The sequence below is a fragment of the Tistrella mobilis genome (assembly GCF_039634785.1).
Classification (GTDB): domain Bacteria; phylum Pseudomonadota; class Alphaproteobacteria; order Tistrellales; family Tistrellaceae; genus Tistrella; species Tistrella mobilis.
Genome location: NZ_JBBIAB010000004.1, coordinates 179,418 through 192,851, shown reverse-complemented (window position 1 = coordinate 192,851; position 13,434 = coordinate 179,418). Strand labels below are relative to the sequence as shown.

Below are 13,434 nucleotides of genomic sequence, written 5' to 3'. Positions count from 1 at the left end.
CGGATCTCGTCATCCCGGAATGGCGAGGGTCCGGCCTTCGGCGGCGACACGCCAGCTTGCCACATCGCCCAGCATGATGTCGGCGGCCTGCCGCGCCCGTTCCTGTGCGGCGGCAAGGCCGTCGGTGCCGGCCGCATCGTCGGCCTCCATGGCGGCGATCAGGGCGGCGATGTCGGCGGCCATGCGTTTCGAACGGCGGGCGCTGCCTTCGAAATCCCCGATGACGCGAATGCCATAGGCGGCCGTGGCCAGCACCGGCAGGCCGGCAGCGGCCGTCTTGGTTCCGGCGCTTCAGTGATATTGATAATGAGTTGCAGAATCGATAGCCTGCCGTCCCTTTTCGCTTCTCCGCAGACGGCTGCCGGCCATGGCCCCGACGAAATCCGCAGACCTGCCCGGGCTGGTCGAGAGCTTCCAGATGCACTACGGCGATCTGCTGCGCTTTCTGCAACGGCGCTGCGGCGACCCCGAACGTGCGGCCGATCTGATTCAGGATCTGTACTTCCGGGTCCGCGCCGCCGAGGAAGAGGGGCGGGTGGTTGAGGATCCGCCGGCCTGGATGCGCCGGATCGCCATCAACCTGGCGATCGACGGTCAGCGCCGTGACCTTCGCTTGCGGCGCGAGCAGAGCGACGAGATCGAAGGCATGGCGGTGCCCTGCGAGCGGCCCCTGCCGGACCGCGCGGTTGCGGCGCGCGAACGGCTGCGGGTGCTTGACGCCGCTTTGCAGGCGCTGCCTGATAACCCGCGCCGGGCGCTGCTGCTGCATCGTGTCGAGGGGCTGACCCAGGCCGAGATCGCGCGGCGGCTGGGGGTGTCGGAAAGCATGGTGATCAAATACGTGGCCCAGGCCCTGAAACATTGCCGCGACTGGCAGCGCCGGATCGACGAGGGGGCTCTGCCGCTCGTCGGGCATGGCCGGCAGGGCGGCGCCTGATGGTCGCGTCCTCGCCATCCTCTCCCCCATCCCCGCCCGAGGGTGGCGATGTCTCGGATATCGCCATCGACTGGCTGGTGCGTGTGCGCCTGGGGGCGGCCGATCCGGAGGGCTTCGCTCTCTGGCGCGCGGCCTCACCCGCGCATGAGGCGGCGGCGGTCGAGGCCGAAGCCCTGCTCGACGAGATCGGGCAGACGCCGACCGCACAGACCTTCGGGGCCGAGCGGGTCGTGCCGCTCCGCCCGCCCCCGGCCCCGACCCTGCGGCACCCCCCGGCCCTGTCGCGCCGCCGCCTGCTGACCGGCGCCGCTGCGGCCGGCGTGGTTGCAGCCGCAGGCGCAGGCGCCCTGGTCGCCGCCGGGCCCGGGGCCGGCGGCCGGCTGATCGCCGCGCTCGATGGCGGCGAGACGACATCCCGCGGCGAGCGCCGGGCGATCACCCTCGCCGACGGCAGCCGCGTGACACTCGCCGGCCGCTCGGCGATCCGCGTCGATGTTTCGGCGGCCGGACGACGCATCGAGCTGCTGGCCGGCGAGGCGCTGTTCCAGGTGGCCGCCGACACCACACGCCCCTTCATCGTGACGGCCGGCACCGGCCGTGCAGAGGCCATGGGCACGCTGTTCTCGGTTGCCTGTGCGGGCAGGGCGGCCCGGGTGGTGGTGGTCGAGGGGCGCGTCGAGGTGGCCCCCGCCGACGGCCGCGCGCCGATGACCCTCACCGCGGGCCAGGCCGCCACCACCGGCCCCGACATGACCGCAGAGCCGGTCGACGCCGCAAGCCTCACCGCCTGGGCCCGCGGCCGGCTGATCGTGACCGGCCAGCCCCTGTCCGAGGTGGCCGCCCGCCTGGACCGCGACGGTGCGCTGCGCCTGCTGGTCCTGGGCGACACCGCCCGCACCCTTCCCGTCACCGGCGTCTTCGACCTGGACGATCCGGAAGGGACGCTGCGGGCGATCGCAACCGTGCTGCCGGTGCGCGTGCGGCGGGTGGGGGGTGTGGCTGTGGTGACTGCGGCGGCCTGAGCCGTGCCCGCCACGCCCTGAACGCCCCGCCCCGAAAAAAATCACGGCCCCCACTGTCGGTTCCCGTCCGCCCGGTCGTCCTGGTCATAGAAGCTGCGAATGATCCGCAATCGCTTTGTGGATCGGCGGCAGCCGACAGGACGGCATCTGCACGGAGTATCGGTATGACTGAACGGGGTATGGCGGGGCCGGGTGCCCGGCCCGGCGGGCGCAAGGCGGGGATCGGGCTGGCGGCGGCCGGTGCGGTGGTGATTGCGCTGGCGCCGGCAGGGCTGGCAACGCCGGCCAGAGCGCAGGCGGCGGCAACCGCAGAGGCCGGGCTGGTCACCTTCGACATTCCGCCGCAGATGCTGGATGGCGCGCTGACGGCGCTGGCCGATCAGGCCGGGCTGGTGCTGCTGTTCTCGGCACCCGAGGCGGCGAGTATTCCGTCGGACGGGCTTCGCGGGCCGCATCAGGTGGACGAGGCGCTGCGCCGGTTGCTGGCGGGCACGGGCTACGGCCATCGTTTCGTCGACGGGCGCACCGTCACCATCGATCCGGTGCGCACACAGGCGGGGTCCGTCGTGCTGCCCGACATGCTGGTGACCACAACGGCAGCCGGCTATGAACAGAAGCTGGTCGATGCACCGGCGAGCGTTACCGTGATCCCGCGCGAGGAGCTGGAGAAGCGGCCCTTCCGATCGCTGTCGGATGCCGTGCGCCATGTCGAAGGCGTGAATGTTGTGGGCGGCGACAAGGGTTCGATCTCGATCCGCGGCATGGAGGCCGGCCATGTGCTGATCCTGGTCGACGGCAAGCGCCAGGAGACCAGCGCCGCCAACCCCAAGGGCGCCAATGCCGAAGGGCTGGCGCAGAACTGGATCCCGCCGCTGGAGGCGATCGAGCGCATCGAGGTGGTGCGCGGGCCGATGTCGACGCTTTACGGCTCGGAAGCGATGGGCGGCGTGATCAACGTCATCACCCGCAAGGTCGGCCGCGACTGGTCGGGGGCCATTGGTGCCGACTATACCGCCCAGGGCCACGGCAGATACGGCGATGAATGGCAGGGAGACGTCTACCTGTCGGGACCGCTGGTCGAAGACCGGCTGGGGCTGCAGGTCTGGGGCTATGAGAAGCGGCGCGACGAGGACGACATCGCCAGCGGCCATGGCCGGTCGCTGCGCCGCAACGGCACGGCCCGGCTGACCCTGACCCCCGACGACATCCATGAAATCCAGCTGGAAGGCGGCCGCACCACCCAGGAATTCCGCAACCGCCTGGACAAAAGCGGTCAGGACCGCGAGACCGAATACACCCGCGACCATATGTCGATCTCTCATGGCGGCAACTGGTCGTTCGGGCGCAGCGATGTGGCGGTGTATCGCGAGGTCGCCCGTCGCGAGGGGCCGACCGAGACCTGGCGGCCCGAAGCGACCAATATCGTGGCCGATGCGAAGCTGGTGGTGACGGAATTCGAGGAGCATGTGCCGACCATCGGCCTGCAATGGAAGGAGTCCGAACTTTCCTCCGGCGGCTATCGCGGACGCACCGATGGTGACCGCACCACCACCTCCGTCTGGGAGCGTTCGGCCTTCGTCGAGAATGAGTGGCGGGTGACCGACAGCCTGAGCCTGACCGGCGGTCTTCGTGTCGACGACAACGAGTATTTCGGCGACCACTGGACCCCGCGTGCCTATGCGGTGTGGCGGATGGCGCCCGACTGGACGCTGAAGGGCGGCATCGCCAAGGGTTTCAAATCGCCCACTCTGGTTCAGATCAACCCCGATATCGGCAACCCCCAGCGCGGCGGCGCCGTCACCTGGGGCAACCCCGATCTTCAGCCCGAAGAGAGCGTGAATACCGAAATCGGCCTCTATTACGAAGGCGCCGGATTCTCGGTGAATGCGACGCTGTTCAATACCGACTACAAGAACAAGATCGCCAATACCGGCTCGGCCATTCTGCGTGACCAGGATGGTGAGATCATCTACAGCCCCGACGGATCCGGCACGCCCTATAGCGGCTATTTCAACATCGGCGAGGCGACCATGCGCGGCCTGGAACTGGCCGGCCGCTGGCAGATCACCGAGAGGCTGGGCCTGCGCGGCAACTATACCTTCATCGATTCCGAGATGAACACCAAGGGTGCCACCTTTTACAACTACAGCCTTGAAAGCCTGGACGGCGAGAAACTGGTCGGCGTGCCCGACCACACGCTGAGCCTGACGCTGGACTGGCTGGTGACCGAGGATGTCTCGACCTTCGTGACGGGATCCTATCGCAGCCGCGAGAGCCGGATTTCCTTCGGCCAGGGCAACACCGCCAGCGACGGCATCGGATCGACCACCACTTTCGATCTGGGCGGCACCTGGAAGATCCATCCCAACCTGTCGATGAACGCCGCGGTCTACAACGTCACCGACCAGGTGCATGAGCCCGAGGAGGGCAAGTACTGGTATGTCGAGGACGGCCGCCGTTTCTGGCTGGGGCTGCGGGCGAGCTTCTGAGTCCGGGAAAAAATACCGCCGCCGGTGTCGGGTTTTCCGGCTGGCTGCGTTCAAACCCTGCTGGTGATGCGTCTGCGACGCAATTGCGGACGGGCATCCGTCGCCGGCCGGCAAAAACACAGACGAATGGAGACGGGCATGACGGATCGGCACGGGCGGCGGGGCGGCCGCCGCCGGGGCGGGGAGGCGATGTGGTGACGGCGCAGGTCGAGGCACGGGCAGGGGAACGCCTGCCCCATGCGCTGGGCGTGATCCTGCGGGTTCTGGCGGCGGGGCCGCTGGGCTATGCGCTGGGGGCGATGACGGCGTTGGTGGCCGCGCGCCATCTGCCGGGCCCCGCGCGCGATGCCGCCCAGGCGGGGATGATGCTGGGCTTTCTGGTCCATGGCGGTGTGGTGATCTGGGTGTTCGCGGCGGCGAGTGCCGCCCGGGCCTGGGTCTGGCTCTGCCCGTTTGCCGTGGCATTGCTTCTGGCCTGGAGGCTGCCATGAGGGCCGGGTTCCGACAGTCCATGGCGTGGCTGCATGAATGGGCCGGGCTGCTGACGGGCTGGCTGCTTTTCGCCATCTTCCTGACCGGCACCATCTCCTTCTTCCGCGACGAGGTCACCCACTGGATGCAGCCCGAGCTGCACGGGCTTCGGGCCGAGGCCGGGGCGGCCGACCGGGGGCTCGACTGGCTGCGCGCCAACGCGCAGGGCGCCGAGACCTGGATGCTGTCATTGCCCGATGAACGCTCCCCCGTGCTGGGGGTCGCCTGGCGGCCCGAGGGCGCGCCCGAGGGGCGGGCCGGCTTCCGCCGTGCCGAACTCGACCCCGCCACCGGCGCCGAGCTGCACCCGCGGGAGACGGCGGGCGGGAATTTCCTCTACCGCTTCCATTTCGAGCTGTACGGCATGCCGCGCGATACCGCGCGCTGGATCGTGGGCGTCGCCACCATGTTCATGTTCGTGGCGATCATCAGCGGCATCATCACCCATCGCCGGATCTTCAAGGACATCTTCACCTTCCGCCCCGACAAGGCCGGGCAGCGGTCGTGGCTGGATGCCCATAACGCCACGGCGGTTCTGGCGCTGCCCTTTCATGTGATGATCACCTATAGCGGCCTGGTGCTGCTGGCCGGCACGCTGATGCCCTTTCTGTTCGACGGGCCGCGCGGTGGCGGCGAGCGGGGCGGGGCGCGGCCGCAGGCTGTGGCCCCGGCGTCGCCCGCCCTGCCGGTTGTGCCGCTGGCGCCGTTGATCGCTGCTGCCGAGGCCCGCTGGGGCGGGCCGGTCGGCAGTGTCGCCGTCACCCGGCCCGGCCGGCCGGGGGCAGAGATCGAGTTGCGGCCGCTGCACGCCGCCAGCCTGCCGACGGCAGGCCGTACCGGCGACCGGCTGATCCTGGATGCCGCCGACGGCCGGGTGATCCGGGCGGTGGACGGGGCGGCGGGGATGAGCACGGTGGCCGAGATCAACACCGTGATCAACGTGCTGCACCGCGCCCGCTTTGCCGAGCCCTGGTTGCGCTGGCTGTTCTTCGTGGCGGGGGTTGCCGGCACGATCATGGTCGCCTCGGGACTGGTGCTCTGGGTGGTGAAGCGCGCCGCACAGCATGCCCGCAATGGCGGCCCCTCGATCGGCTTTCGGATCGTCGAGCGGCTGAATGTGGCGGGTATCGCCGGGCTTTGCCTGGCCACCGCCGGCTATTTCTGGGCCAACCGGCTGTTGCCGGCAGGTCTGGCCGGGCGGGCGGATTGGGAAATCCGGATCTTCTTCCTGGTCTGGGCGGCGACCGCGCTTCACGCTCTGGCGCGCCCCGTCCGCCGCGGCTGGGTGGAACAGCTGGGCGTGGCGGCCCTGCTGCTGGCGGTTCTGCCGCTGACCGGGCTGGCCGGTCTTCTGGCCGGGGATGCGCGGGTGATCGGCTTCGCGCTGGTGGCACTGGCGACCGCGGCGGGGCTTGCCCAGGCCGCGCGTCGGCTGTCGCGGCCGGCACCCGCCGGCAGGCCCGCCAGCAAACCCGGCCCACGCCGCCGCGCGGCCCTGGCGACGGGAGAGCGGGCATGACGGCGGCTGCGTTCACCTGGCCCGCCTGCGTGCTGGCCTGGGCGGGCTTCCTGGGGCTGGCGCTCGCCATGGACCGCCATCACGACCAGGTGCTGGGCGGCAGGCCCTCGATGCGGCGCCGCCGGCTGGCGACGCTGGCCGGCTGGGCGCTGCTGGGCCTTGCCGGCGCCGCCTCGGTGGCGGGCTGGGGCTGGTCGATCGGGCTGGCGGCACTTTGGGGCGTGCTGGGCCTGGCCGGTGGCGGGCTGGTACTGGGGCTTGCCTATGCGCCGCGCCGGCTGCCGGCGCTTACCGCAGCTCTGGCCCTGACGATGTGGCTGCCGGCGCTGCTGGTCTGACCGGCCGCCGCCGGGTGGGCAGGGTGACGATGGCGAGGCACGCGATCACCAGCCCGACACCCGCCCAGCCGGCCGGCGGCAGCCTTTCGCCCACCACCAGGATCGCCAGAATGGCGGCGACCACCGGTTCGATCAGCGAGATGGTGGTCGCCAGGCTGGCGGGGATCCGCGCCAGGCCCAGGCCGAAGCAGACATAGCCCAGGAACATCGGCACCAGCGCCATATAGATCCCGACCGCGGCATTGCCCCAGGATGTGAGGAAGGGCGCGCCGGTCATCGCCAGCACCGGCATCAGCAGCAGCCCGCCGATGCCGAAGGTGGCGCCCATGGCGACCGACGAGCGGAGGCCGCGCAGCATCAGCCCGCGCGCCGTCCAGGAATAGAGCGCATAGGTGAAACCGCCGATCAGCCCCAGGCCGATGCCGGCGATCACGGCATCACCGGTGTCAGAGGCCCCCACCTCCGTCACCCCGACCTCGGTGCCGCCTTCCGCAAGGCAGAGCAGCAGGATGCCGGCGACACCGGTCAGCGCCCCGGCCAGCCAGCGGGGCGACAGGCGGGTGCGGTCGAAGATCCGTTCGATCAGCGCCGAGAGCAGCGGGGCGGAGCCGATGGTGACCACCGTGCCGATGGTGACGCCGGCCAGCCGCATGGAGGCATAGAAGGCGAGCGGATAGACCGCGACCGCCACCCCGCCCAGGATCAGCAGCACCCGGTTGCGGGCAAGATCGTGCCGGGCGCGCAGGATGCCGCGCCCGGCGCGCAGGGCCTGAAGCAGCCCGCCCAGCCCCATGGCCGCGGCCCCGATCGCGGCGGCGCCGACCTCGGGCGCGAAGGTTGCGGCCGTGCCGGTGGTGCCCCAGACGAGGGCGGCAAACAGCACCGCCAGAACGCCCAACCCGTGGTCGCGTGATGTGTTATTCACTTCAGATCCGCCCCGCCATCGGCCATCATATCCCTCACCATCTCTTCCGCCATGCTGCGGGCCTCGATCATCAGCGTGCTTTGCCCCTCCAGCCCGGCGCGGGCCATGGCGCCTTCCAGCAGAAAGGCCAGCCGCTTCGCCAGCCGCGCCGCCCGCGCGCCGTCGCCGCCGGCCAGCCCGACCAGCGGGGTGGCCAGCAGGGCCTCGACCTCTTCCTTGTGCCGCCGCACCGCCTGGCGGCCGATATCGCCGGCGGCAAGCTCGGCTGCGGCATTCAGCAGGCCACAGCCGCGAAAACCGTGCTCATAGGCGAATTCGGCGTGGTCGCGATAGGCATCGAAAACCGCAAGCACCCGATCCAGCGGCGTTTCCGCCACCGCGGCCCGCCGGGCGTAAAGCCCCAGCCATTCGCCATGGCGCGCCTCCAGATACTGGTTCACCAGATCGGCCTTGGAGGCGAAGTTGTTGTAAAGGCTCTTCTTCGCCACCCCCGCCCGGGCCACGATGGCATCGATGCCGGTGCCGGCGATCCCATGGTCATAAAACAGCGCCGCCGCCGCCCGCAGCAGGCGGTCACGCGCGGGAAGGGCGCCATCGGCGGGGCGGCCGGTCTCGTCATCCGTGGCGGCAGGGGGTGTGGCGGCAGGGGGCAGGGTGGCAGGGGACATAGGCCTCAGCCTCTATGAGTAGGTAGACCGATCTACCTACTTCCCCGCCCGCCCGTCAAGCGCCGACAGCCCCGGCCGCCATCAAAGATGACGCCACCCCGCCTTTCTGGCAGACTGATCCCCACAGGCTTTGCGCGAACCCCAAGCACACGTAAAAACCCCGGGAGGTTCGCAGTGCAGATTTTCCATATTTATCAAGCGCATGCATTTTGCAATGACATGACGCACACGCATCGGCATGGTCGGCCATGAGGTTCGCGCAAACCGGCTTTTTTTCCGCGCCGAATCAGGGTATTGAAGAGGGGTAGGTCGCACCCCGCGGGGGTGCGTGGATTGAAACGGGACGAATAGCCCGGTGCTCTCTGATGTCGGGGTCGCACCCCGCGGGGGTGCGTGGATTGAAACGTTTCCGCTGCCGGCGGGGGCGTGGAGATCCCCGTCGCACCCCGCGGGGGTGCGTGGATTGAAACGCCCGGTCCGGGGACCGGGTCGATCCACTCTATGTCGCACCCCGCGGGGGTGCGTGGATTGAAACGAGCCGGGTCGAATTGGGCGGCAGGATCGAAGGGGGTCGCACCCCGCGGGGGTGCGTGGATTGAAACGCCCGCGCGGGCTTCACGGGTTCGATCTGCCCCGTCGCACCCCGCGGGGGTGCGTGGATTGAAACTTAAAGTTGTTGGCCGCCTCGGCGGGTGACCCGGGTCGCACCCCGCGGGGGTGCGTGGATTGAAACGCCGTCAAGTCGACGGATCCCAGCTTCGTCGGCGGTCGCACCCCGCGGGGGTGCGTGGATTGAAACGCATGCGACGCAGCAATATGCTGCCGTCTCCGGGTCGCACCCCGCGGGGGTGCGTGGATTGAAACCGGGCATCCCCGCGACCCTCCTGGAAGACATTGAGTCGCACCCCGCGGGGGTGCGTGGATTGAAACCGGTGCGCAGCAGGATTTCGGCACGGCGCGCCGGTCGCACCCCGCGGGGGTGCGTGGATTGAAACTGCGCCGCAGTGAGCACAGAAGCGTGCTGAAGCAGTCGCACCCCGCGGGGGTGCGTGGATTGAAACAGCAGTTTCGCGGACGAACGGTAGGCGCAGGGGTCGCACCCCGCGGGGGTGCGTGGATTGAAACCAGGCTTCGGACGATCAGCTGCACGGTCTCCCGCGTCGCACCCCGCGGGGGTGCGTGGATTGAAACCTGGCGAGACGTGTACGCGCCGATGGTCGTCACCAGTCGCACCCCGCGGGGGTGCGTGGATTGAAACGTGAAAAGCTCGGCCGGGCAGATGAAGATCCTCGGTCGCACCCCGCGGGGGTGCGTGGATTGAAACGTCATCTTCGGGGTCGCCCTCAGCTTCATCCGCCTGTCGCACCCCGCGGGGGTGCGTGGATTGAAACTGACACCCACCCACGGGAACGAATGGTTACGATGTCGCACCCCGCGGGGGTGCGTGGATTGAAACGCACGGGCGGGGCGGCGGCGGCAGACTTGGGCTAGTCGCACCCCGCGGGGGTGCGTGGATTGAAACATTAAGTCTCCCATAGGGGAGGCAGGAAGCCCGCTTGTCGCACCCCGCGGGGGTGCGTGGATTGAAACAGCGACCCGCCATCCGAGATCCCCGATCACGGCGTCGCACCCCGCGGGGGTGCGTGGATTGAAACTGAGACGGACAAGGCGTGTGCCGCAGTCGAATACGTCGCACCCCGCGGGGGTGCGTGGATTGAAACCGCGGCCCCCATCCGCGCGGTCAGGCTCGACAGGTCGCACCCCGCGGGGGTGCGTGGATTGAAACGGCCGTGTAGTCCGACAGCCTGATAACCCGCACGTCGCACCCCGCGGGGGTGCGTGGATTGAAACAGGTCGCTTGGGAAAACGCGGACGCCGATCCGGGTCGCACCCCGCGGGGGTGCGTGGATTGAAACGCGCCACAGCAGAGAGTCGCCTGTCCGCAGCTGTGTCGCACCCCGCGGGGGTGCGTGGATTGAAACGGTCAGCTCTGCGTCATGCTGGCGAACCTTCAGATGTCGCACCCCGCGGGGGTGCGTGGATTGAAACTCCTGCTTGAGCAGCCCGCGCTGGATGAGCAGGGTCGCACCCCGCGGGGGTGCGTGGATTGAAACGAGGCGCCGACGTCGGCGTCCCAGGTCGACCCAGTCGCACCCCGCGGGGGTGCGTGGATTGAAACAGTCTTTCCGGTCAATTCGGCCCATAGCTGCCAGTCGCACCCCGCGGGGGTGCGTGGATTGAAACCGGTTGTGATCGACATCCCCGAGGACTTGCCGGCGTCGCACCCCGCGGGGGGGCGTGGATTGAAACTCGCAGGCTGATCCACCGGCGCCGGCCGGCTTCCGGTCGCACCCCACAGGGCCGCCTGAACCGACCTCCAGAATCTGAACCGACCCCATGGCCGGCGGCCACGTCCCCGGCCATGGGCTTTGTCATGCCCGATGGTTGTGGCTTGTCCGGCAGCGCTGGCCGGTCGGCGCAACCTCTGCGTTTTGCATCGGAATCGACTCGCCTTAAGCGCGTTTCTGTGCGTACATATTCATACGCATGGTGGCAGAGGCGTGATCTGCGGGGCGTCTGGGGCGGGTGTCTGCGCCAGGACGGGCCGGCAGGGACCCTGGGCGCCCCGGCCTGACCTGCGTCAACCGGCAGGGAGGTTACCGTGACCGAATTTACCCCCATTACGCCCTATGGCGTCGCCATCCGCACGGCGATGGCCAGTGGCAATGTCGATGCGCTGAAGGTGGCGCTGTCGCTTGCCCAGGAACTCTATGCCCGGGACGGCGATGTGCGCTCGGCGGTTTCGGCCGCCCGCGCCCAGCTGGCGAACGCCCGCACGTCCAAGGCCTGATCAGGCCCGGCACGTGATTTTGCCGCGCGATCCATGACCGGATCGTGACCCAGTCGAAGGAGACCGAAGATGAGCGAGTCCGTCGGCCGCCCCCTTTATGCGGCGTCGCCGCAGCCTCACCCGATCCCGCTTTATGCCGCCACCCTGCATGCCGCGGTGGCCCGCAACGATGTGGATGAGCTGGACAGCCTGATCTGCCAGGCGGAAGCCTATCTGGAGAAGTATGGCGACCTGCCGTCGCTGATCGAACAGCTGAAGACCGAGATCGCCAAGCTGGAACGCTGAGCGCCGCGGGCGGGAGAAACGCCATGGTCGACAAGACGTCCGACGGCGCCACCGCAATGGTGAGTGCGCTTTATGGCCCCAGTGTGCGCGCTGCGATCGTCAGCGGCGATCTGGGGGTGTTGAAGGCGACGCTGGCTGCGGCCGAGACCCAGAACCGCCAGCAGGGCGATATCCGTGTCGCGCTGGCGGCGGCCCGTGCCGCCCATGCCGGGCTGAAGCGGGGCTGAGGCCCCGGATCGGTCCCGGTGGTTCCCCGGCCGGCATGCACCCCGCCGGCCGGCCGGGGAACCGACCTGCATCAGATTGCCGTTTGCCCCGGAGTGTCGGAGGTGCCTGCATGCCCGATGGTCAGACCCCGGCGGAGCGCGCCATCCCCCGCGCCCGCAGCCTGGACGACATCGTCGATCTGGTTCCCGTCCATGTGGTGTGGGAGATCACGCTGGCCTGCAATCTGAAGTGCCAGCATTGCGGATCGCGCGCCGGCCATGTCCGCAAGGGCGAGCTCAGCACCGCCGAATGCCTGGATCTGGTCGACCAGATGGCCCGGCTGGGCACGCGCGAGGTGACGCTGATCGGCGGCGAGGCCTATCTGCGCCGCGACTGGCTGGAGATCCTGGCCCGCGTGCGCGCCCATGGCATCCTCTGCCTGATCCAGACCGGCGGCCGCAACCTGACCGACAAGCGCCTGGAGGCGGCGATCGCCGCCGGCATCAACGGCATCGGCGTGTCGATCGACGGGCTGGCGCCGCTGCACGACCGGCTGCGCGGGGTGCCCGGATCCTTCGATCAGGCGATGTCGGCGCTGACCCGCGCGAAGGCGGCCGGGCTCAGCATTTCGGTCAACACCCAGATCGGCGCCGAGACCATGGAGGATCTGCCCGAGCTGATGGACCGGATCATCGCGGCCGGCGCCACCCATTGGCAGATCCAGATGACCGTCGCCATGGGCAATGCGGTCGACAACCCCGACATCCTGCTGCAACCTTATCGGCTGATCGAGCTGATGCCGCTTCTGGCCCGGCTGTATCGCGAGGGGGCAAGGCGCGGGCTGACCATGGTGGTCGGCAATAATATCGGCTATTTCGGCCCCTATGAATCGCTCTGGCGCGGCTTCGGGAACGAAGCGGTGCACTGGACTGGCTGCGCCGCCGGCCAGAACGTGATCGGCATCGAGGCCGACGGCACCATCAAGGGCTGCCCGTCGCTGGCGACGCACGGCTATGCCGCCGGCAATATCCGTGATCTCGCGCTCGACGACATCTGGCGGAACCAGGAGGCGATGGCCTTCGGTCGCACCCGATCGGTGGAGAAGGATCTCTGGGGCTATTGCCGCAGCTGCTATTACGCCGATGTCTGCCGCGCCGGCTGTACCTGGACCTCGGATTCGCTGCTGGGCCGGCGGGGCAACAACCCCTATTGCCATTACCGGGTGCGCGATCTGGCGAAAAAGGGTCGCCGCGAACGGGTGGTGAAGATCCGCGAGGCCGGGCCCGAAAGCTTCGCGGTCGGCGAATTCGCGCTGATCGAAGAGGCGATCCCGCCCGAGGAGCTGGCGGCCCTGCCGTTGGATCGCCTGCCGGGTTTTTCCGCCACCGACAGCCGGCCGGTGCATATCGCGCCCGAAGACGATGACGATTCCGCCCGCGCCGCCGGCGCCCGGGGCCGCATTCCGCCGCATCTGGATCTCTGCCGGTCCTGCCATGAATATGTCTGGCCGCACGAGACCGACTGCCCGCATTGCGGCGCCGACATCGCCGCTGCCGCCGCCGCCTATGCCGCAAGGCTGGCCGAGGTGCAGGCCCTGGCCGCGCGGATCCGCGCCCGGCTGGACGAGGCGGCGCCCGGAATCTGAGACGCCCGGGATCTGAT

12 protein-coding genes, 1 pseudogene and 1 CRISPR repeat array are annotated in these 13,434 nt (G+C 69.3%); of the genes and pseudogenes, 10 read left to right on the top strand and 3 right to left on the bottom strand.

Features of this window, described 5'->3' with window-relative positions; all coding sequences use genetic code 11:
* Positions 1-9: 9 nt before the first annotated feature.
* Positions 10-255: a hypothetical protein gene (locus tag WI697_RS07315; RefSeq protein WP_345957990.1), complete on the bottom strand. Its 246-nt coding sequence runs from the start codon at positions 253-255 to the stop codon at positions 10-12.
* Positions 256-367: 112 nt separating this feature from the next.
* Here WI697_RS07315 and WI697_RS07310 point away from each other — a divergent pair.
* The 6 genes and pseudogenes from WI697_RS07310 to WI697_RS07285 all read left to right on the top strand — a co-directional run.
* Positions 368-883: pseudogene (locus tag WI697_RS07310) on the top strand (RNA polymerase sigma factor); the annotation flags it as partial.
* A gap of 53 nt (positions 884-936) precedes the next feature.
* Entirely contained in the window at positions 937-1,959 is a 1,023-nt protein-coding gene (locus tag WI697_RS07305; protein WP_345957988.1) for a FecR family protein, read from the top strand.
* A gap of 164 nt (positions 1,960-2,123) precedes the next feature.
* Positions 2,124-4,448, top strand: coding sequence for a TonB-dependent receptor domain-containing protein (locus tag WI697_RS07300; protein WP_345957987.1), 2,325 nt, complete (start codon positions 2,124-2,126; stop codon positions 4,446-4,448).
* Positions 4,449-4,642: 194 nt separating this feature from the next.
* Positions 4,643-4,939 (top strand): hypothetical protein, encoded by a 297-nt coding sequence (locus WI697_RS07295; RefSeq protein WP_345957986.1) that lies wholly within the window; start codon positions 4,643-4,645, stop codon positions 4,937-4,939.
* 20 nt (positions 4,940-4,959) lie between these two features.
* Complete coding sequence (locus WI697_RS07290; protein ID WP_345957985.1) at positions 4,960-6,498, top strand: PepSY-associated TM helix domain-containing protein; 1,539 nt, start codon at positions 4,960-4,962, stop codon at positions 6,496-6,498.
* Positions 6,495-6,836 (top strand): DUF3325 domain-containing protein, encoded by a 342-nt coding sequence (locus WI697_RS07285; protein ID WP_345957984.1) that lies wholly within the window; start codon positions 6,495-6,497, stop codon positions 6,834-6,836. Before WI697_RS07290 ends, WI697_RS07285 begins: the two co-directional genes overlap by 4 nt.
* Here the strand turns inward: WI697_RS07285 and WI697_RS07280 are convergent.
* Both WI697_RS07280 and WI697_RS07275 read right to left on the bottom strand, forming a co-directional pair.
* Entirely contained in the window at positions 6,787-7,761 is a 975-nt protein-coding gene (locus WI697_RS07280; protein ID WP_345957983.1) for a DMT family transporter, read from the bottom strand. The genes WI697_RS07285 and WI697_RS07280 overlap by 50 nt on opposite strands.
* The gene (locus WI697_RS07275) at positions 7,758-8,429 is read right to left on the bottom strand and encodes a TetR/AcrR family transcriptional regulator (RefSeq protein ID WP_345957982.1); all 672 of its coding nucleotides are present in this window, start codon (positions 8,427-8,429) and stop codon (positions 7,758-7,760) included. The genes WI697_RS07280 and WI697_RS07275 overlap by 4 nt, the downstream gene beginning before the upstream one ends.
* Before the next feature lie 308 nt (positions 8,430-8,737).
* A CRISPR array of direct repeats spans positions 8,738-10,739; the repeat unit is 32 nt; unit sequence GTCGCACCCCGCGGGGGTGCGTGGATTGAAAC.
* A gap of 352 nt (positions 10,740-11,091) precedes the next feature.
* Between WI697_RS07275 and WI697_RS07270 the strand changes: the two genes are divergently transcribed.
* The 4 genes from WI697_RS07270 (at position 11,092) to WI697_RS07255 (ending at position 13,417) form a co-directional block, all read left to right on the top strand.
* Entirely contained in the window at positions 11,092-11,280 is a 189-nt protein-coding gene (locus tag WI697_RS07270) for a DUF1843 domain-containing protein (RefSeq protein WP_062765517.1), read from the top strand.
* Positions 11,281-11,349: 69 nt separating this feature from the next.
* Positions 11,350-11,565: a DUF1843 domain-containing protein gene (locus WI697_RS07265; RefSeq protein ID WP_345957981.1), complete on the top strand. Its 216-nt coding sequence runs from the start codon at positions 11,350-11,352 to the stop codon at positions 11,563-11,565.
* Positions 11,566-11,588: 23 nt separating this feature from the next.
* The gene (locus WI697_RS07260) at positions 11,589-11,792 is read left to right on the top strand and encodes a DUF1843 domain-containing protein (RefSeq protein WP_014744828.1); all 204 of its coding nucleotides are present in this window, start codon (positions 11,589-11,591) and stop codon (positions 11,790-11,792) included.
* A gap of 110 nt (positions 11,793-11,902) precedes the next feature.
* Positions 11,903-13,417 (top strand): GDL motif peptide-associated radical SAM/SPASM maturase, encoded by a 1,515-nt coding sequence (locus tag WI697_RS07255; RefSeq protein ID WP_345957980.1) that lies wholly within the window; start codon positions 11,903-11,905, stop codon positions 13,415-13,417.
* Positions 13,418-13,434 lie beyond the last annotated feature (17 nt).

Bases quoted from the DNA above. Each gene is read 5' to 3' on its own strand.
- WI697_RS07305 (WP_345957988.1), top strand. From the start codon at position 937: ATGGTCGCGTCCTCGCCATCCTCTCCCCCATCCCCGCCCGAGGGTGGC.
- WI697_RS07300 (WP_345957987.1), top strand. From the start codon at position 2,124: ATGACTGAACGGGGTATGGCGGGGCCGGGTGCCCGGCCCGGCGGGCGC.
- WI697_RS07290 (WP_345957985.1), top strand. From the start codon at position 4,960: ATGGCGTGGCTGCATGAATGGGCCGGGCTGCTGACGGGCTGGCTGCTT.
- WI697_RS07285 (WP_345957984.1), top strand. From the start codon at position 6,495: ATGACGGCGGCTGCGTTCACCTGGCCCGCCTGCGTGCTGGCCTGGGCG.
- WI697_RS07275 (WP_345957982.1), bottom strand. From the start codon at position 8,429: ATGTCCCCTGCCACCCTGCCCCCTGCCGCCACACCCCCTGCCGCCACG.
- WI697_RS07265 (WP_345957981.1), top strand. From the start codon at position 11,350: ATGAGCGAGTCCGTCGGCCGCCCCCTTTATGCGGCGTCGCCGCAGCCT.
- WI697_RS07260 (WP_014744828.1), top strand. From the start codon at position 11,589: ATGGTCGACAAGACGTCCGACGGCGCCACCGCAATGGTGAGTGCGCTT.
- WI697_RS07255 (WP_345957980.1), top strand. From the start codon at position 11,903: ATGCCCGATGGTCAGACCCCGGCGGAGCGCGCCATCCCCCGCGCCCGC.